The organism is Pseudomonas sp. B21-048 (assembly GCF_024748615.1).
In the GTDB taxonomy this organism is placed as follows: domain Bacteria; phylum Pseudomonadota; class Gammaproteobacteria; order Pseudomonadales; family Pseudomonadaceae; genus Aquipseudomonas.
Window position 1 is genome coordinate 4,884,003 of record NZ_CP087168.1, and the last position, 19,445, is coordinate 4,903,447.

The following is a 19,445-nucleotide window of genomic DNA, read 5'->3' on the forward strand; positions in this document are numbered from 1 at the left end:
TGTTTCGTGCGTGCTAAAAGATGGACGACCGGACTGGCGTCACGCCTACTCACCGGCAACACTCATCACAGGCTTGTTCATCATGCTTCTTCACCAGCAAAAAAAGAGGATCCCCCATGCTTTGGAAAAAAGGCCGACGCAGCGACAACGTGGTCGATGCCCGTGGCGATGATGTCGGTGGAGGGATGCGCTTTGGTGGAGGCAAGGGCCTAAGCCTGACGGCGATCCTGTTGATCGTCGGGATCGGCTGGATCACCGGCCAGGACCCGATGCAGATCCTCGGCCAATTGACTGGGCAAATGAGCGAACAGTCGGCCCCGGCACCCACTCAAACCCGAAAGGCGCCACCGGCTACCGATGAAGGGGCCGAATTCGTGCGCTCGATCCTCGGCGATACCGAAGACACGTGGGGCCAGATTTTCCAGCAGGCCGGTCGACAGTACAAAGACCCGACCCTGGTGCTGTTCAGCAACCGCGTCAATTCGGCCTGTGGCCTGGCAACGTCGGCAACCGGTCCGTTCTATTGCCCGGCTGACCAGAAGGTTTATCTGGACATGAGTTTCTTTCAGGAAATGTCCCAACGCTTTTCCGCCGCAGGCGATTTCGCCCAGGCTTACGTGATCGCTCACGAAATCGGACACCATGTGCAGACCTTGCTCGGTGTTTCAGCGAAGATTCAGACTGCTCGCCAACAGGGCCGGCAGATGGAAGGCGACAATGGTTTGCTGGTACGTCAAGAACTGCAGGCCGATTGCCTGGCTGGCGTCTGGGCCAACAACGCGCAAAAGCGTCTGAACTGGCTGGAACCCGGTGACATCGAAGAAGCCTTGAATGCCGCCAACGCCATCGGCGACGACCGCTTGCAACAGCAAGGTCAGGGCCGCGTGGTGCCGGACTCCTTCACCCATGGCACTTCGGCTCAGCGAGTGCGCTGGTTCAAGGCCGGATTCGCACAAGGCCAAGTCGGCGAGTGCGATACCTTTGCCGCGAAGAATCTGTGATGCGTAAGTGGCTGCTGGCTCTGTTAATCACCTGCGCAAGCACCCAGGCTGCCGAGCAGGTGGTGGCGATCAGTTCCGGACGCTTGCTGTTGAGCGCCGGAGAAATTGCAGTGAGCATTGGCCCGACGCCGACGAAGATCGAACGCGTGCTGATCATCGTCCATGGCCGTTTGCGCAATGCTGAAACCTACCGCCAAAGCGCCGAACACGCCGCCGAACAGGCCGGGCAAAGCGCGAACACGTTGGTGCTCGCCCCGCAGTTTCTCAATGAAACCGACATCGCGAGCCATCCGGTGCCTGACAGCGTTTTACGTTGGCAAGGCAATGACTGGATGGCCGGCGGCTTATCCACCGCGCCGTTTACGCTGAGCTCCTATGCGGCGCTCGATGAAATAGTCGCTCGACTGAGTGACCGGCGACAGTTTCCGGACGTGAAGCAAATCGTCATCGCCGGGCATTCCGGCGGCGCTCAAGTGGTTCAGCGTTATGCCTTGCTAAGTCACCCTCAGCCAGCCCTCGATACGGAGGGCATAAAAGTGCGCTACGTGATCGCCAATCCTTCCTCGTACGCCTACTTCAATGAACAACGTCCGGTGGCGTTCAGTCACGCAGGGTGTCCGAACTTCAATCGCTGGAAGTATGGACTGGCGGATTTGCCCGCTTATGCCGATGGGCAAACGCCTGCGCAACTCGAAGAAAACTATGTCAAACGTGACATCGTTTATTTACTCGGGCAGCAGGACATCGACCCGAATCATCCGGCGCTGGATAAAAGTTGTGAAGCCAAGGCTCAGGGCGCGTCTCGATTGATTCGCGGGCGCAACTATTTCAATTATCTGCAGCGACGTCATCCTCAGGGGTTGAGTCAGCAGCTGATCGAAGTGCCCGGGGTCGGGCATGATGGGGACGGGATATTTACATCGCCTGAGGGGCAGAAGGTGTTGTTTGGTCAGTGAGTTTTGTGGGGCCTGCTCGCGACGGGGCCTTCAAGCCAACAACAACTGCTGCAACGCCACGCAATCGACTGCATGCCAATCGGCTAACTCCGGCCACGGATTATCCGGCAGATTCACCAGCACCGTCCGCGTCCCCGCCGCACGCCCGCAATCCAGATCGAAGCGGTAATCACCCACCATTACCATTTCGCTCGCCGGCACTTTCCAGGCTTCGGCCAGTTTCAGTAATCCACCAGGATGCGGCTTGGGCGGCGCTTCATCGCGGCCCAGTACATCCTCTACCGCAAAGCAGTCAGCCAGGCCGATGGCCTCCAGCGTGACATGCGCCAACTCGCGAGCATTGCGCGTGAGAATACCCAGACGATAACCGCGCCCGGCCAACTCACGCACCAATTCCACCGCACCCGGCGCCGGCTTCGAACCCAACGCCAGATCCCGCTCGTGCTCCAGTAGCCACGCGTGTTTGGCCGCGGCTTCATCGGCTGGCAATGTAGCAAGGTGGGTCAGGATGTCGTGTTCGGCGGGAATCGCCAACGCCACGCGGATCGCCGCGAAATCATGCACGGCCACGGTCAGGGTGCCGTCCATGTCGAACACCCAGTGCCGCACCTCGGCCAGGCTCATATCCAATCCTTGCGATGACGAATCAGGCCTTCCTGGGTGACCGAGGCCACCAGTCGCCCGGCACGGTTGAACACGCTGCCACGGGAGAATCCGCGCGAGTTGCCGGCCCATGGGCTGTCCATCGCATACAGCAACCAGTCATCGGCGCGCAGGTCGGCGTGGAACCACAAGGCGTGATCGAGGCTGGCGACCTGCATGTCTTTCTGCCAGACCGATTTGCCGTGGGGCAGCATCGAGGTGGTCAGCAGACCGAAGTCCGACGCGTAGGCCAGCAGGTATTTGTGCAGCGCCGGGATATCGGCCAACGCACCATCGGCACGGAACCAGACGTATTTGACTGGGTCGGCAGGCTGCGGGTTGTAGGGATCTTTTTCAGTCACCGGTCGGAATTCAATCGGTTTCGGGCACAGCAGTTTTTCGCGCATGTGCTCAGGGATCAGGTGCGCACGCTGCTGGGTGAGCTCCAGCTCAGACGGCAGGTTTTCCGGGCCGACCACTTGCGGCATTTCGCTCTGGTGCTGGAAGCCTTCTTCGTCGTACTGGAACGAAGCACTGCAAGTGAAGATCGGGTTGCCCTTCTGAATCGCCGTTACCCGGCGTGTGCTGAAACTGCCGCCATCGCGCACCCGATCGACCTGATACACCACCGGTAATTTAGCATCGCCCGGGCGCAGGAAATAACCGTGCATCGAATGCACATGGCGCGCCGGCTCGACAGTCTGACTGGCCGCCGACAGGGACTGGCCGAGTACCTGGCCGCCGAACAGCTGACGGAAACCCAAGTCCTGGCTGCGGCCACGGAACAGGTTTTCTTCAATCGGTTCCAGGGTCAGCAGGTCTACCAGATCTTCCAACACTTGGCTCATTCAGACTCTCCTCACATAACGCAATGCCGCGCAGTCTGGGCTGCGGCGGTCGATTCAGTGTATGGCCCGGTTCAACATAAGGGTCATTGTAAACGTCCGCGCCTGCTTATCCATGCAAGGTTTGCAGCCATTGCTCACGGGTGATGCGGTACAACACGTGCCGACGCAACGGGTGATCGGCATCGAGTCGTGGGTGGTCGAAGTCATTTGCCGGATCATGGTGCATGCCAATGGCCTGTATGACTTTCTGCGACGGCAAGTTGGTTTCGGCGGTAAAGGACACCACTTCTTTCAGCGGCAATCGATCAAACCCGCAGCGCAGAGCGGTCCACGCCGCTTCGCTGGCATAACCCAGCCCCCAGTGCTCGCGGGCCAAGCGCCAGCCGATTTCAGTGGCCGGTGTAAACGGCGCGTCGAAGCCGACCACACCCAACCCGGTAAACCCGATGAATGCCCCGGTGTCCTTGCGCTCCAGTGCCCAGAGGCCGAAACCATGCTCGGCAAAATGCCCGCGAACCCGTCCGATCAGCGCGGCACTTTCCAGTCGACTCAAGGGTGCCGGAAAATAACGCATCACCTGTGGATCGGCGCACATCGCCGCAAACGCCGGCAAATCCTCATCACGCCACTGCCGTAACAACAGTCGTGCGCTTTCGAGTTCCAGTATTGGCTCCATTGTGCCCCGCTCCTCCGTTTTCATGCCGCCAAGTCTACATCGCTGGTAGGATCCTTCACTCATTCCTACAGGCCTTTGTGTATAAATCAGCCATGCCCCTGCCATTGATCTACCACGAAGACTACAGCCCTGAGTTCCCGGCGGATCACCGCTTCCCGATGGACAAGTTTCGCCTGCTGCGCGATCACTTGGTGGACAGTGGCCTGACCCGCGACACCGATCTGCTGCGCCCGGACCTCTGCCCGCCAGAGATTCTCGCCCTCGCCCATGACCCTGCGTACATCGAACGCTACATGGGCGGCGATTTGTCCCGCGAAGACCAGCGACGCCTCGGCTTGCCCTGGAGCGAAGCGCTGGCCCGGCGCACGGTGCGAGCGGTCGGCGGTTCGCTGTTGGCGGCAGAACAGGCACTGGAGCATGGTTTGGCCTGTCACCTGGCCGGTGGCACTCATCACGCACATTACGATCATCCCGCAGGGTTCTGCATCTTCAATGACCTGGCGGTGATCAGCCATTACCTGCTGGAAAGTGGCCGAGTGAATCGGGTGCTGATCTTCGACTGCGACGTGCATCAGGGTGACGGGACTGCACGGATTCTGCACAACACTCCGCAGGCAGTGACCGTTTCCCTACACTGCGAAAAGAATTTTCCTGCACGCAAAGCCGAAAGTGACTGGGACATTCCATTGCCGATGGGCATGGGCGATGCCGATTACCTGAAGGTGGTGGATGACGCGCTCAACTATTTGCTGCCGCTCTACCAACCGGATCTGGTGCTGTACGACGCTGGCGTCGATGTGCATAAGGATGACGCACTGGGTTATCTGAAGCTGACAGACGAAGGCGTCGCCGCTCGCGATGAAAGCGTGATGCGTCATTGCCTGGGCCGGGATATTCCGGTGGTCGGCGTGATCGGCGGCGGCTACAGCAAGGACCGCAAGGCCCTGGCGCGCCGCCATGGAATCCTCCATCACAGCGCCCAACGGGTCTGGCAGTCATCAGGTTGTCATTGATCTATGGGTCTTTACCCACAATGCCTGTGGAACCGCCTGTGGATAACCTGAGTGAAAGGGGCTGCAGGCCATGCTGCCTATGGCGTGCAACGGAGTGGTTGTTTTTTGATCAGCTCTTGAACACACCAATAATCCCTGTGGGAGCGGGCTTGCCCGCGATGAGGCCGGTACATTCAACATCATTGTTGCCTGACAGTCCGCTATCGCGGGCAAGTCGGATCGCCGCACCGCCGCTCCCACAGTTATTGTGTACTGCTAGAATGCGCGGCTACTCCGCCATACCGCAGCTCTCGCCATGACCCAGCCCTCCACTTCCCTCCCCCCTCACGTCGCCATCATCGGCGGCGGCCCCGCCGGTTTGATGGCGGCTGAAGTGCTGAGCCAGGCCGGGATCAAAGTCGACCTGTACGACGGCATGCCTTCTGTGGGGCGAAAATTCCTCCTCGCCGGGGTCGGTGGCATGAACATCACCCATTCCGAAGCCTACCCGGCGTTTCTCTCACGCTATGCCGAACGGGCGCCACAGATTGCACCGCTGTTACGGTCCTTCGGAGCCGAAGCCCTGTGCCAATGGATTCATGACCTGGGCATCGAAACCTTTGTCGGCAGCTCCGGCCGGGTGTTTCCTACCGACATGAAAGCCGCGCCCCTGTTGCGGGCCTGGCTCAAACGCCTGCGCGATGCCGGCGTAGTTATCCACACCCGCCATCGCTGGCTCGGTTGGGATGGCAACGGTGACTTGCGCATCGACAGCCCCGAAGGCGAAAAAACCATTCAATCCGACGCCACCCTGTTGGCCCTCGGCGGCGGCAGCTGGTCGCGCCTCGGTTCGGACGGTGCCTGGATGCTGCCGCTGGAACAGCGCGGTGTAGGACTGGCGCCGTTGCAACCGAGCAATTGCGGCTTCGAGGTGCAGGCCTGGAGCGAATTGATGGTCAGCAAATTCGCAGGCAGCCCGCTGAAAAACATCGCCATTGGTCTCAATGACGATGTGCCGCGACTCGGAGAATGCGTGATCACTGCCACGGGGATTGAAGGCAGTTTGATCTACGCCCTGTCGGCACCGATCCGCGAAGCGATCAATCAACACGGCTCGGCAACCATTCACCTCGATCTGTTGCCGGGCAAGCCTGTGGATAAAATTCAGGCAGCGCTGAGCAAACCGCGCGGCTCCCGTTCCATGTCCAAACACCTGCACAGTCAGCTTGGTCTTGATGGCGTGAAAGCGGCGTTGTTGCGCGAGCTGACACCGGCCGACTGCTTTGCCGATCCGGCATTGCTGGCCAAAGCGATCAAGGCATTGCCGCTGACGCTGGTGAAAACCCGGCCATTGGACGAGGCCATCAGCAGCGCGGGGGGCGTGATGTTCGAGTCGATGGATGAACGATTGATGCTCAAGCAACTGCCTGGCGTGTTCTGCGCGGGAGAAATGCTCGATTGGGAAGCGCCGACCGGTGGCTATCTGCTAACCGCGTGTTTCGCCAGTGGGCGAGCGGCGGGGTTGGGGATGGTGGAGTGGTTCAAGACCAGCGACAAGCTATAAGCTGCAAGCTCAAGACGGGCGCATTTCAGCTTGCCGCTTGCAGCTGACAGCTTGACGCTGCTTCTTCATTGATCGTTCCCACGCTCTGCGTGGGAATGCAGCCCGGGACGCTCCGCGTCCCTACCGAAGCGGACGCAGAGCGTCCATTGAGGCATTCCCACGCAGAGCGTGGGAACGATCTTCAGAGGATCAAGGCTTGCGCTTACGAGGCCCGGTATTAAACACCGGCACTTTACGCACAGGCTTGATCGAAGGCTCCGGCGCCGAAGCATCCCCGCTCTCGACCCACTTGCCCAAATTGCGCTTGCCGCCACTGGAGGTCTTGGGCTTCTTCGGCTTTTTCGGCTTCTTGACCACCTGACCGCTGGCGTCGGTATCCGGCACGCGGTGTTCAGGCTCGAAGTCTTGTTCCATCTGGCGGGTCAACGTCTGACGGGTCAACATCTCGATGGCTGACAGCTGATTCACCTCATCAGCACACACCAGCGAAATAGCCTGCCCGGTTGCGCCCGCACGGCCAGTACGACCGATACGGTGGATGTAGTCCTCCGCCACGATCGGCAGGTCGAAATTGACCACCAATGGCAAATCTTCGATATCCAGACCACGGGCCGCTACGTCGGTGGCTACAAGGATCTGCACTTCGCTGGCCTTGAAACGATCCAGTGCCCGCTGACGGGTCGCCTGAGGTTTGTCGCCGTGGATGCCGTCGGCATTGATGCCCAGGCCCTGGAGTTTTTCCACCAGCGCGTCTACGCCGTTACGGGTCTTGGCGAACACCAGCACCTGCTTCCACTTGCCTTTGCGCATCAAATGAACGAACAGCTCCGGTTTGCGCTTCTTGTCCACCGTCACCACCCATTGCTTGACGGTGTTGGCAGCGACGTTGCGCGGGCTGACTTCGATGCTCAGCGGGTCGTTGAGCATTTGCCCGGCCAGCGTGCGGATGGCGTCGGAGAAGGTCGCGGAGAACAACAGCGTCTGACGCTTTTTCGGCAGCGCTTTATAGATATTCCCCAGTTCTTCGGAAAAGCCCAGATCGAGCATGCGATCGGCTTCGTCCAGCACCAGGGTTTGCAACTGGTTGAACTTGAGCGCGTTCTGACGGAACAGGTCGAGCAAACGGCCCGGAGTCGCCACCAACAGGTCGACGCCTTTGCGCAGCTTCATCATTTGCGGGTTGATGCTGACGCCGCCGTACACCGCGTACGTGCTCAACGGCAAATTCTCGGCGTACTGACGCACGCTTTCGTGAACCTGCTCAGCCAGTTCGCGGGTCGGCACCAGGATCAGTGCGCGCACGGAGTTGGCGCTGACTTTCGGCCCTTCCATGGCCAGCAATTGCAGCAGCGGCAAGGCGAAACCGGCAGTTTTGCCGGTGCCGGTCTGGGCTGCGGCCATCAGGTCACGACCGGCCAGCACCGCCGGAATCGCTTGTGTCTGCACCGGCGTAGGGGTCTGGTAGCCGAGCGTCTCGAGAGCGCGCAGCAAGGGTTCGATCAGGCCAAGGGTGGCGAAAGTCATGGGAGTACCGTAGGAAAATTCAGCGCGGTTGTGCAAAACGAGTGTGCAATGGCGCGCAGTTTACCCTAATTCGCTCGGGATTCTGTCGGCACCACTACGGCAGGCCGATCGGCACCTCGGCGCCACTGCGGCAACCCGATCAACACCACGGCACTGATGATCACTGTCATGGCCAACGCTTCTTCAATACCAATGGTCTCGCCAACAAACACGATCCCCAGCAACACTGCCACCGCAGGGTTGACGTAGGCATAACTGGTGGCCGCCGCCGGACGCACATGTTTGAGCAGGTACATGTAGGCGTTGAAGGCGATGATCGAACCGAAGACGGTCAAGTACGCCAGCGCCGCCCACCCTTCGATCGGCGGCATGCTCTCCAGATGCTCGCCACTCACCGCGCTGCCGATCAACAACACCACGCCACCCACCAGCATTTCCACGGCACTGGCCATCGCGCCCTGTGGCAACGGCAAGTGTTTGCTCCACACCGAGCCGAAAGCCCAGGACGCAGCCGCGAATACCAGCAACGCCGCACCCAACGGGCTCGATTGCAGATTGGAACCGAGGTTGAGCATGGCGATACCGATCAGCCCGAGCACAATCCCGGCCCATTCGAGACGGGTATTACGCGTGCCCCAGAAATATCCACATAGCAAGGTAAACAACGGCACCGTCGCGACCGCCAACGCAGCAACGCCGGAGGCGACACCAATGTGTTCAGCCACGCTCACCGCACCGTTACCGCACGTCAGCAGCAAAATCCCGATGATCCCCGCCGCTTTCCATTGCGCCCACGTCGGTGCCGGTGCCCCGCGCCAGCGCAGGAACGCGTACATCAACGTCCCGGCGATCACGAAGCGGATACCGGCGAGCAATAACGGCGGCCAGTACTGCACGCCGATTCGAATCACCAGGTAGGTCGATCCCCAAATCACGTACAGCGCGAAAAAAGCGGCGATCAGCGGTAAGGAAAAACGGCGTATGCCAGGCATGAGCAGCTCGAGAACAAGACAAAGAGAGCAGCTATTCTAGAAAGGCCAGCGGCGGAAAATAAGTTACAAAACCTGTTTATAGCGCCGGTACACTTTTCAAAACACGGAGTTCAGCGCTATAAACCGTGCTTTCGAAAGTCAGTATTTTTTCAGGAATGCCATGATGGACAAATACGACCGCATGCTCCTCAGCGCCCTGTTGGAAAACGGTCGTGCGTCCTACGCCGAACTGGCACGCAAGGTGAACCTGTCCGCTCCGGCGGTGGCCGAGCGCGTGGCCAAACTTGAGGCCTGCGGGGTGATCACCGGCTACCAGGCGAAAGTCGACATGGCCAAACTCGGCCTGCCGATCCAGTGCGTGATCGAACTGCGCCTGAACCAGCACGGCAACCAGAAAACCTACGACGAACTGATCAAAATCCCACAGCTCACCGAATGCCATCGCGTCACCGGCGACCCGTGCGTGATCATGCAAGCGGCGGTGGGCTCGATGCCGGAGCTGGAAGAGTTGATCAACCGGATCGCCACGTTCGGGTTCAGCAAGACCTCGATCGTGCTGTCCAGCGCCATCGAGAAGCGGGTGCCGTTGGGGCAGTTGGAAGGGAAGTAGATCTAATGTCACCGCTCCCACACTCAATCTGCGGCGTACTCAGAACCCACGATACCGCTTCAAATGCTCATTGATCTTCGCCGCCGGCACTTTCTGCAAACTGACGAGCAGATCATGGGACAACTCCCGCAACCCATGCTTGCGCCGCAACTCTTCGGCCAAGTGCGCCGTCAGGTTGGCCGCCATTTCCGCATCGGCCATGGCCCGGTGAGCCTTGCCGGTATTGGGCAGGCTGGCGAACGCGGTGAGGGTGCCGAGTTTGTGGTCTGGCGCGGCGGGCATCAGGCGGCGGGCGAGTAACAGCGAGCAGGCAAAGTTCTGCAAGCGTGTGCGTTTGATCCGTCCGAGCTCGTAGTCCCAGAATTTCTGGTCGAACGCAGCGTTGTGGGCCAGCAGCGGGGTGATGCCGACGAATTCATTGACCTCGTTCATCACCTGCTCGGCCGAGGGCGCGGTGCGCAGCATGGCGTTGCTGATGCCGGTGAGTTGCTCAATGAAGGCCGGCACTCGCACGCCAGCGTTCATCAGGCTTTGATAACGCTCGACGATGCGCCCCTGTTCAAGAATCACCACGGCAATTTCCGTGGCCCGGCAGCTGCTGCTCGGGGAGAGTCCGGTGGTTTCAAAGTCGATGACTGCTATGCGTTCCAAACCTGTTTCAACTCCGTAAAAATCAATTCTTGAGCAGCAATGCGCCTTCGATCGGCACATAACGACTGGCAGCGCGGATCAGCGAATTGGCGGTGAGACCGGGTACGCCATAGGCCACCGCTTGCACACCGTGCTTGCTGATGATGCGCTCCAGCAGCATGTCGAAATCCCCGTCACCGGAGGCCAGCACCACTTCGTCGACATGGTCGGCGGCGTCCATGATATCGAGGGTGATGCCCACGTCCCAGTCGCCTTTGGCCGAACCGTCGCTGCGCTGGATGTAGGGCTTGAGCTTCACGATGAAGCCGAGATTGCGCAGGATCTGCTGAAACTGCTGCTGCTTGCTGTCGCCACGATCGATCGCATAGGCATAGGCCTCGACGATCTGCCCTTCTTTACTGACGTCCGCCCACAACGCGGCGTAGTTGAAGTGGCAACCATAAGCCTGACGCACGGTGTAATAGAGGTTCTGGACATCGGCGAACACTGCGATTTTTTTCACCGTACATCCTCATTAGCGTGCCGAAGCGCGGGCAGGATCAGGCACTAGGCCCGAAAAGTTGCCCAGTATGCCAGCCCGAAGGATTGTTCCGCGAATAATCGGCCGTGTGGCGAGGGAGCTTGCTCCCGTTGGGGTGCGAAGTGGCGCCCTTGCTTTAAAACCCAAGGGGCCTGCTACGCAGTCCAGCGGGAGCACGCTCCCTCGCCACGGATGTATTAGACGAAGGAATCGTCGTCGCCGAAGAACGATGAGCTGTCATCGCTGTAGTCGGCGTCGGTAAAACCGCCCTGATCATTGGAGTTGTCAGCCACACGCTGATCATTGCCCCAACCACTGCTGCTGTCGCTTTGATCGCTGACCTGAGCCGGTTCTTCCTTGATGACTTCAACCACTTCCGGCTGTTGATTGTGGTGGAACAGACTGCTGATGCCTTGTGCCAGCATCACGCCACCGGCCACACCCGCTGCCGTTTTCAATGCACCACCGAGGAAACCGCTGCCGGCAGGTTGTTGTGGCGCGTAGTTCTGCTGAGGCGGCGCTCCGAAGTTCTGCTGAGCAGCCGGCGCACCAAAGTTTTGCTGGGGCGGCTGCGAGTTGAACGATGGTCGTCCCGGTTCACGCCAGCCGCCGTTCGAGGGGGCGGCGCTTTGCGTCGGCGCTGGTTGCGGATCACGGGAAGCGCCACCAAAGATGCTCGACAAAAAGCCGCCGCTGCCGGATGCCGGGGCGGCTGTCTGCGCCTTGGCCTGTTGCAGTTCGGCCTGCAATTGCTGCACTTGCGCGGTGAGCTGCTTGCTCTGTTCGTCGAGGCTCTTGATGGCGGCCTCTTGCACCAGAATCGCCTGGGTCATGAAATAGCCCGCCGCTGGCTGGCGCGTCAGGTGTTCCTTGATCCGCGCCTCGGCTTGGGCATCGCGCGGGGCTGAATCCGTTTCGGCCTGTTGCAGCCGGGAAAACAGTCCATCGATCAGGGTTTGTTCTTCGCTGTTCATGGCGACCTCGTAGATTGCCGGGAATATCGTTGCCCTCATCCACGGTGGATAAGGTGCTCACCCGTAATGGAGACTGATACAGGATGTTTCAATGATCTTTACCGAACGTTTACGTTTGCGCCCCAAAGGGTTTCATCGGTTAAAGTGAGGCACTGCTTTCAACCTGCGATACCGACTGATGAATCCGTTCGATGTACTGCGTGACTCTCTGTATTTCTTCAAGCGCAATCTGCGCCAGATCGTGCAGTTGTGCCTGCCGCTGGTGATTGTCGAGGCAGTGCTGCAACAAGTGGTCGACCACTCCACCGAACCGGACAGCTTTCCCGGCATCAGTGTGATTGTCGGCCTGTTGGTGTACCCGCTGTACACCGCCGCGCTGATCCTGTTTCTCGATGCCCGCAGCCGTGGCGAATCGCCGCGCATCCGCGATTTGCTGGCAACCTCTGCAACCTTGTGGCCGCGTTTCGCCGTGTTGACCGCCCTCAATACACTGCTGATCCTGATCGGCCTGTCGCTGTATTTCCTGCCGGGGATCTGGTTGATGGTGATGCTGGCATTCGGCGAGTACCTGTTAGTGCTGCGAGGATTTGCACCGCTGGCGGCGATGAAGGAAAGCCTGCGCCTGACCCGCGGGCATTTCCTGCGCATTCTGGTGTGCATTCTGTGCGTGATGGGCCCGTTGTGGGTGCTCAAGGGGGCGACGCTGGCGGCTTATCCTGACCCGCAGAACCCGGCCATCTCGCTACTGATCGACAGCGCTCACAGCTTTCTGCAACTGTTCACCAGCGTGGTGCTATTCCGCTTGTTCATGCTGATCGCCGATGCGCCCGAGAAAGCTGACGGAACGCTCTGAGCGCTCTACCCTTGGGCTTGGGCGCTGCTCTCGGTTATGCTCGGGGTCAATTTTGTAACGCGATAAGCCGAGCCATGACCCGTCTACTGCGCTACACCCTGCTGGGCCTGCTGATTGCCATCGGTCTGATTGCATTGCTGATCTATAGCCTGACCTGGCGCCCCCAGGTCAAGGAAGTGCTGCCGGTCAGTTGCAACGCCCAGGCGCCGACGCTGGTGCCCGGCCAGGCGCTGAAGGTGATGACCTGGAACGTCCAGTACCTGGCAGGCAAGCGCTATGTGTTCTGGAATGATCTGGCCGCAGGGGACGACGAGCGCCCTACACCTGAAGACATGGCCTTCAGCCTCGACGAAGTGGCACGAGTTATTCGCGACGAGCAACCGGACATCGTGCTGCTGCAGGAACTCGATGACGGCGCCAAGGCCAGCGATTATCAGAACCAATTCAAACTGCTTCAGGATCGAGTCACCGACCTGTATCCATGCACCACCCAGGCCTTCGACTGGAAAGCCGACTTCGTGCCTGAACCGCACATCTTCGGCAGCGTTGGCCGGCAATTGGCAACCCTGAGCCGCTATCAGATCGAACACGCCGAACGACTGCAATTACCGGTCGCACCGGCCAATGTCATCAGCCGTCAGTTCACGCCGAAAAACGCCTTGCTGGTCACTTACCTGCCATTGAACAACGGCGGCCAGATGGCCGTGCTCAATACCCATCTGGACCGCGCCACGCCGCCCGACGAAACCTTGCAAAGCCAGGTGACCGCCGTGGCCAAGGTCCTCGACAAGTATGAAAGCCGCGGCACGCCGTGGCTGATGGGTGGTGATTTCAACCTGTTGCCGTTGGGCCAGTATCGACGCCTGAGCGCCGAGCAACGCATGCCCTACTCCGCCGACAGCGCGCTGCATGTGCTGTGGGACAAATACCCGATGATTCCCACCAACAACGAAGCCAGCGGTATCGACCGGGCGCAATGGCTGACCCATTACCCGAACGACCCGGGCTTGAACGGCCCCGACCGGACCGTCGACTACCTGTTTTACAGCCCGCACCTCAAACGGGTCGAAGCGCGGGTGAGGCAGGACGATACGTTACGAACTTCCGATCACTTGCCGGTGATTGCGCGGTTTCTGTTGCCGGCTGCGCCTTAGGTCAAAAGCTTCGCGAGCAACACCGATGCAACTGACTATTTACGCGGTTTGATCCGCGCCGTCGCCTCGGCCACCAGCGGATCGTCCGGCCAGTAGTGTTTCGGATACCGCCCCTTCAGATCCTTCTTCACCTCGGCATACGTACTGCGCCAGAAGTTCGCCAGATCCTGCGTCACCTGCACCGGTCGCCGCGCCGGGGACAGCAGATGCAGTTTCACCACTTGCCGGCCACCGGCAATGCGCGGCGTCTCGGCCAAGCCGAACAGCTCCTGCAAACGCACCGCCAGAATCGGCGGCTGTTCGCTGTAATCCAGACGAATCGATGAGCCCGACGGCACGCTCAAATGATGTGGCGCCAGCTCTTCGAGCCGTTGCGGCAACGGCCACGGCAGCAGGTTGTGAACGATGCTCGACAGGTCCAGATTGGCGAAATGACTGAGCCGCGAGACTTTGCCCAGATACGGCATCAACCAGTATTCGAGATTTTTGAGCAGTGCAGCGTCGCTGACATCCGGCCATTCGCTCTGGTCCTGACCGCTGAGATCCAACTGACGCAACAACGCCACCCGCGCCTGCCACTGACGCAGCTCTGGCGTCCAGGGCAAAAGTTCCAGACCTTTGCGTCGCACCAGATTCACCAACGCCTGACTGCGGGCGGTTTCATCGAGTCCGGTCAACGGCTCACGGCTGAGGATCAATTCGCCGACCTTGCGCTGACGCTCGGCTCGCAGCACGCCTTCGCGCTCATCCCAATCCAATTGATCGACCACGCGCACTTGCTCGGCCAGCACCGAATCAAACAGCACCGGATCGAAATCCGTCGCCAGATAAATCCGTTCTTCACGCTGGCCCTGACGACTGCCCAGATCGGCGATCACCAGCCACGGTTGCTTCATCAAGCTGTCCGCTTCAGCAAACAGCGCCGCACGACCGTTGGCCAATCGATATTCAGCGCCACCGGCCCGCCGCTGTTGGGCGACTCGATCGGGATAAGCCAACGCCAGCAACGCACCAAGCCAGCGCGGATGATCCGGATCGCCGACCGGCTCCGACGCTTTGCCCCGCAGGTAACCGCGATACTGCCGCGCCAGTTGCCGAGCACGTTGCACGCCACCCTGAGCGCCGCGTGCGGCCCGTTCTTCGCCGGACAACAGCACCAATCGGCTGTGCAGATCCGCTCCGGCGCCACGCAAAATATCCCGCTCGCCGAGCAAGGCCGCAACATCACAGGCCATGTCGGCCAAGCCGAGCGCCTGACCACGTAACAGCAAATGCGCGATCCGTGGATGCGCCGGCAGTTCAGCCATCGCCTGACCATGACGGGTCAGCGCCTCGCCCTCCAGCGCGCCCAAACGTTCAAGCAGATCTTGAGCCTGTGCATAAGCCGCTGCGGGCGGGATGTCCAGCCAAACCAACTGACCTGGCGTCACGCCCCAACGCCCCAGTTGCAAGGCCAGCCCGGCCAGATCCGCCGAGAGAATTTCCGCACTGGCGTAAGCCGCCAGTTGTTCGTGCTGATCCTGCGACCACAACCGATAACACACGCCGGGCTCCAGGCGCCCGGCCCGGCCCGCGCGCTGCGTGGCACTCGCTTTGGAAATGCGTTGAGTATCGAGGCGAGTCATGCCGCTGCCGGGATCGAAACGCGGCACACGCGCCAACCCCGCATCGATCACCACGCGCACACCGTTGATGGTCAGGCTGGTCTCGGCGATGTTGGTCGCCAGCACCACTTTGCGTTTGCCGGCGGGCGCCGGATCAATCGCCGCACGCTGGGCCGCCAGATCCAGTTCGCCGTGCAATGGGCAAAGCAATACAGACGTGCTCTCGCCCAGCGCATCGGCCAATTGTTGATGCACCCGACGAATCTCTGCCTGCCCTGGCAGGAACACCAGCAGGCTGCCGGTTTCATCGTTCAGCGCGTCGAGGATTGTCTGTACCACCCTTGGCTCGATAAATTCACCGGGCTGAAACGGTCGGCCCCAGCGCATCGCCACCGGGTACATGCGACCTTCGCTGCGCAGAATCGGCGCATCGTCCAGCAACCCGGCCAGGCGTTCGCCTTCCAGGGTTGCCGACATCAAAAGGATTTTCAGTGGCTGATCGTCACGAAACAGCTCCCGGCCACTCAGACTCAGGGCCAGCGCCAGGTCGGCGTCGAGGCTGCGTTCGTGGAACTCATCGAAAATCAGCAAACCCACACCTTCAAGCGCCGGATCATCCTGCAAGCGCCGGGTGAGGATGCCTTCGGTGACCACTTCGATGCGGGTGTTGGGACCGACTTTGCTGTCGAGACGAATGCGGTAGCCAACGGTTTCGCCGACCTTCTCACCCAGTTCACTGGCCAAGCGCTCCGCTGCCGCCCGCGCTGCCAAGCGGCGCGGTTCGAGCATCAGAATGGTCTGCCCGGCCAGCCACGGCTCATCGAGCAAGGCCAAGGGTACACGGGTGGTTTTACCGGCACCGGGCGGCGCTTCGAGCACGGCTTCGTGGCGTGTAGCGAGGGCTTCACGCAAGGCGGGTAAAACTTCATCAATCGGCAAAGAAATCATGCTGGCTCCCCAGGGCGTGCCCACAGTAAATTGCGAGTCGCGTTGAAGTTGTGGGCGTGCCAGGCAAGACGCGGGATGCCGGTAAGGGTCGTTTCCTTACCAAGTCCCGCAACGCAGCATGGTGCGCTCACAGCTTCAGCCCGGAGGGCCGAACCCCGATAAAATCCTTCAGCCGTCACGCGTTGTCGATCTGGAAAAAACAACATCAATCCTCAACTATCCCAGTGGGGGTGAGACGCGGCCGCAATTTACTGTGGGCACGCCCTGCCGGGGCGAGTATAACGGCGTTCGTCGCGGTCCTAATTCATATCGACGGCCCTTCGTTTCCAGATAACTCAGGAGATTTCACATGCGTGCTCCCATTCGCTTGATCGGCGGTGTACTGGTCGCGACCTTGCTGACCCAAATGACCGCCTGCGGCTCGATTTTCTACCCCGATCGTCGCGGTCAGATCGACGGCAAGATCGACCCGGCCATCGCCGCGCTGGATGCCGTGGGTCTGCTGTTCTACATCATCCCTGGCCTGATTGCCTTCGCGGTGGACTTCGCCACGGGTGCCATTTACTTCGAACCCGGCCGGACGGCTCAGGTGGCTCCCGAAAAACTCAAGGAAGCCATTGGTGCCGACGGCAAGGTCGATAACCACAAGTTGCAGACTATTTTGGAAAGTGAACTGGGCCGCAGCTTCCCACTGGATGATCCACGCCTGATCCAGCACAAGGGCAGCACCCAGCAACTGGCCATGTTCGGCCTGCAACCGGCCGCATAATTCGTGCGCTCGAAGGAACACTTAAAGGAAAAGCCGCACTTATGACCACCAGTACCGAACACGCCCGCCTGCTGCGGCTGGCGACGCGCGCCTCGGTGGCGGTCGCGTGCACATTGATCGTCGCCAAAGCCATCGCCTGGTGGCTGAGCGGTTCAGTGAGCATGCTCGCCGGGCTGACTGACTCAGCACTCGATGGCGTCAGCTCGCTGCTCAATCTGCTGGCCGTGCATTACGCCTTGCGCCCGGCCGACGACGATCATCGTTACGGGCATGGCAAGGCCGAATCATTGGCGGGCATGGCTCAGGCGCTGTTCATTGGCGGCAGTGCGGTGCTGATTGCCTTGCAGGCGATCGAACGGTTGAAACATCCGGAGCCGATAGGCGCGGCGTGGCTCAGCATCGGGGTGATTGTGTTCTCCCTCGCCCTGACCGTGGCCCTGCTGATGTTGCAGCATCGGGTAATCAAGGCAACCGGTTCCAACGTCGTGAGTGCCGACTCCTTGCATTACCGCTCAGACCTGCTGCTCAACGGCAGCATTCTGGTGGCGCTGGTGCTGGCCGGGTTTGGCTGGCATCAAGTCGACCCTTGGTTCGGATTGGGGATCGCCGCCTACATCCTCTGGAGCGCCATTCATATCGCCCGGGAAAGTTTTGCGGTGCTGATGGATGAAGAGCTGCCGCTGGAAGTCAGTCAGCACATGCTTGAACTGGCCTGCAGCGTACCGGGGGTTTTGGGGGCTCACGACTTGCGCACACGGATTTCCGGTAACCAGTGGTTCGTGCAGCTGCATCTGGAATTGCCGGGGAACTTGACCCTGTCGGTCGCCCACGGCATCAGCGATCAAGCCGCCGATGCGATTCACACCGCTTATCCGCGAGCCGAAGTGCTGGTGCACGCCGACCCGCAAGAAGTGGTGAACGCCGCCAGGGCTCAGTAACTCACCTGATAACCGCGACTGCTCAGGCAGTTGCCCTGGGCCTGTCGATAGGCTTGCACCACCGACGGATCCGGTTGATAGGTGACGGCGCGGGGATCGAAACCGCTCTGTTCCACGGCCCAGCGATAGCATTCGTAACCGTCCCGACTGACCTCCTCTGGCGACTGGCCGTTGGCTGGATACGCCACCACGTCATAACCACTGCCGACCGGTTGCGGCTGCACGGGTGGTTCGACCACGATGTAATCCCGAGTGCTCTCCTGATAGGCGTAATACGCGCCGGCTGCCAGGAACAGCAACGTGCCGCCGATCCACACTTCGCGGGCGTAATCGGGCAGGTAACTGACACGAATCCCGCGAGGCGGCTGAACCACCACGTAACGCGGGCCTTGCGGGCGGTACCAGTAACCACCGGAATAGAAGTAATCCCGGCCACGATACGGCACGCGATAACTGCGATCCGGGAAGCGGTCGATCACGTAGCCCGGACGATACTGCGGACCGGGCCCCCAGCCACTGCCGCGTCCATCCGGGCGACCAGGCCAGCGCTGGTCGTGACGCGAGCCCGAACCGCCGGTCTGCCAGCGCTGGTTGTCATAATTGCGCGGCTGCTCGTCCTGATAGTAACCACGCCGGGGTTCCTGGGTCTGGCGCACGGTGTCGGGCCGGCCCTGGATCGGCAGATTGTTACTGGGTTGTTGCGGCGGCCGGTCCTGAGCATTGGCATCATGCAACGGTCGGCCCTGAGTATTGGGATCGTGCGGGGGACGGTTCTGACGCTCGCCACCCTGATTCTGGTCGTGGAGTTCGAACTGGCGGCTGTTGTCGCCACGAATGATTTCGTTGTTCTGCGGACGTGGCTGATTGTTACCGCGATGGCCCTGCTCATCCCCCCGATGATCCGGCCCGCGTTGCCCGCCATCAGACCCACGGTTTTGCGGCTCATCGGCAAGCGTTAGCGCAGTGACACTCACACATAGCAAACCAACACCGGCCAAACGCCAGATGCGCGACTTCATGCTTTTCCTCACTGCGGGTTAGGGCCTGTACGTAAGACTGGGAAAGTGCAAGCCGGGTTCTGCAACAGGTTATCAGTCGCACAACTTATTTATTGAGGGTTGCCGGCAAATTGCGGGCAAGAAAAAAGGGAGACCCGTCGGCCTCCCCTTGAGAACTTCGTCCGTGCTCGACGCTTATGACGTCGGCTCACCTCACGCCGTCTTCTGGAC

At 60.4% G+C, this 19,445-nt stretch carries 19 protein-coding genes; 9 read left to right on the top strand and 10 right to left on the bottom strand.

Features of this window, described 5'->3' with window-relative positions; translation table 11 throughout:
• The first annotated feature begins 116 nt into the window (after positions 1–116).
• Together LOY56_RS22875 and LOY56_RS22880 are read left to right on the top strand one after the other, a co-directional pair.
• Positions 117–1,001, top strand: coding sequence for a neutral zinc metallopeptidase (locus LOY56_RS22875; RefSeq protein WP_258617245.1), 885 nt, complete (start codon positions 117–119; stop codon positions 999–1,001).
• The gene (locus tag LOY56_RS22880; protein WP_258617246.1) at positions 1,001–1,957 is read left to right on the top strand and encodes an alpha/beta fold hydrolase; all 957 of its coding nucleotides are present in this window, start codon (positions 1,001–1,003) and stop codon (positions 1,955–1,957) included. The genes LOY56_RS22875 and LOY56_RS22880 overlap by 1 nt, the downstream gene beginning before the upstream one ends.
• A 30-nt stretch (positions 1,958–1,987) precedes the next feature.
• On the opposite strand, the gene LOY56_RS22885 is transcribed toward LOY56_RS22880, so the two are convergent.
• The 3 genes from LOY56_RS22885 to LOY56_RS22895 form a co-directional block, all read right to left on the bottom strand.
• Positions 1,988–2,581 (bottom strand): HAD family hydrolase, encoded by a 594-nt coding sequence (locus LOY56_RS22885; RefSeq protein ID WP_258617247.1) that lies wholly within the window; start codon positions 2,579–2,581, stop codon positions 1,988–1,990.
• Complete coding sequence (gene tesB / locus LOY56_RS22890; RefSeq protein WP_258617248.1) at positions 2,578–3,447, bottom strand: acyl-CoA thioesterase II; 870 nt, start codon at positions 3,445–3,447, stop codon at positions 2,578–2,580. The genes LOY56_RS22885 and tesB overlap by 4 nt, the downstream gene beginning before the upstream one ends.
• 106 nt (positions 3,448–3,553) lie before the next feature.
• Positions 3,554–4,123 (bottom strand): GNAT family N-acetyltransferase, encoded by a 570-nt coding sequence (locus tag LOY56_RS22895; RefSeq protein WP_258617249.1) that lies wholly within the window; start codon positions 4,121–4,123, stop codon positions 3,554–3,556.
• Between the two features lie 92 nt (positions 4,124–4,215).
• Here LOY56_RS22895 and LOY56_RS22900 point away from each other — a divergent pair, with 92 nt between their 5' ends.
• Positions 4,216–5,136, top strand: a complete 921-nt coding sequence (locus LOY56_RS22900; RefSeq protein WP_258617250.1) for a histone deacetylase — start codon at positions 4,216–4,218, stop codon at positions 5,134–5,136.
• Between the two features lie 295 nt (positions 5,137–5,431).
• Positions 5,432–6,679, top strand: coding sequence for a TIGR03862 family flavoprotein (locus LOY56_RS22905; RefSeq protein ID WP_258617251.1), 1,248 nt, complete (start codon positions 5,432–5,434; stop codon positions 6,677–6,679).
• A 189-nt stretch (positions 6,680–6,868) separates the two neighbouring features.
• Here LOY56_RS22905 and LOY56_RS22910 read toward each other — a convergent pair whose 3' ends face one another.
• Positions 6,869–8,203: a DEAD/DEAH box helicase gene (locus LOY56_RS22910; RefSeq protein ID WP_258617252.1), complete on the bottom strand. Its 1,335-nt coding sequence runs from the start codon at positions 8,201–8,203 to the stop codon at positions 6,869–6,871.
• A gap of 65 nt (positions 8,204–8,268) precedes the next feature.
• Complete coding sequence (gene yedA, locus LOY56_RS22915; protein WP_258617253.1) at positions 8,269–9,195, bottom strand: drug/metabolite exporter YedA; 927 nt, start codon at positions 9,193–9,195, stop codon at positions 8,269–8,271.
• Between the two features lie 163 nt (positions 9,196–9,358).
• Here yedA and LOY56_RS22920 point away from each other — a divergent pair, with 163 nt between their 5' ends.
• On the top strand, positions 9,359–9,805 hold the full coding sequence (locus tag LOY56_RS22920) for an Lrp/AsnC family transcriptional regulator (protein WP_217858139.1): 447 nt from the start codon (positions 9,359–9,361) through the stop codon (positions 9,803–9,805).
• A gap of 39 nt (positions 9,806–9,844) precedes the next feature.
• Here LOY56_RS22920 and LOY56_RS22925 read toward each other — a convergent pair whose 3' ends face one another.
• From LOY56_RS22925 to LOY56_RS22935, 3 genes are all read right to left on the bottom strand, one after another.
• Complete coding sequence (locus tag LOY56_RS22925) at positions 9,845–10,456, bottom strand: PolC-type DNA polymerase III (RefSeq protein WP_258617254.1); 612 nt, start codon at positions 10,454–10,456, stop codon at positions 9,845–9,847.
• A gap of 22 nt (positions 10,457–10,478) precedes the next feature.
• Entirely contained in the window at positions 10,479–10,958 is a 480-nt protein-coding gene (locus LOY56_RS22930; RefSeq protein ID WP_030129509.1) for an NYN domain-containing protein, read from the bottom strand.
• Between the two features lie 215 nt (positions 10,959–11,173).
• Entirely contained in the window at positions 11,174–11,950 is a 777-nt protein-coding gene (locus tag LOY56_RS22935) for a DUF2076 domain-containing protein (protein ID WP_258617255.1), read from the bottom strand.
• A gap of 178 nt (positions 11,951–12,128) precedes the next feature.
• On the opposite strand from LOY56_RS22935, the gene LOY56_RS22940 reads away from it, so the two are divergent.
• Together LOY56_RS22940 and LOY56_RS22945 are read left to right on the top strand one after the other, a co-directional pair.
• A complete protein-coding gene (locus LOY56_RS22940; RefSeq protein WP_258617256.1) occupies positions 12,129–12,803 on the top strand; it encodes a YciC family protein in 675 nt (224 codons plus the stop codon).
• A 74-nt stretch (positions 12,804–12,877) separates the two neighbouring features.
• A complete protein-coding gene (locus LOY56_RS22945; RefSeq protein WP_258617261.1) occupies positions 12,878–13,957 on the top strand; it encodes an endonuclease/exonuclease/phosphatase family protein in 1,080 nt (359 codons plus the stop codon).
• A 35-nt stretch (positions 13,958–13,992) separates the two neighbouring features.
• Here LOY56_RS22945 and hrpB read toward each other — a convergent pair whose 3' ends face one another.
• A complete protein-coding gene (gene hrpB / locus LOY56_RS22950; protein ID WP_258617263.1) occupies positions 13,993–16,509 on the bottom strand; it encodes an ATP-dependent helicase HrpB in 2,517 nt (838 codons plus the stop codon).
• A 349-nt stretch (positions 16,510–16,858) separates the two neighbouring features.
• On the opposite strand from hrpB, the gene LOY56_RS22955 reads away from it, so the two are divergent.
• Entirely contained in the window at positions 16,859–17,278 is a 420-nt protein-coding gene (locus LOY56_RS22955) for a polyribonucleotide nucleotidyltransferase (protein WP_258617264.1), read from the top strand.
• Positions 17,279–17,319: 41 nt separating this feature from the next.
• Positions 17,320–18,216: a cation diffusion facilitator family transporter gene (locus LOY56_RS22960; protein ID WP_258617266.1), complete on the top strand. Its 897-nt coding sequence runs from the start codon at positions 17,320–17,322 to the stop codon at positions 18,214–18,216.
• Here the strand turns inward: LOY56_RS22960 and LOY56_RS22965 are convergent.
• The gene (locus tag LOY56_RS22965) at positions 18,210–19,235 is read right to left on the bottom strand and encodes a DUF6515 family protein (protein ID WP_258617267.1); all 1,026 of its coding nucleotides are present in this window, start codon (positions 19,233–19,235) and stop codon (positions 18,210–18,212) included. The genes LOY56_RS22960 and LOY56_RS22965 overlap by 7 nt on opposite strands.
• Positions 19,236–19,445: the final 210 nt, after the last annotated feature.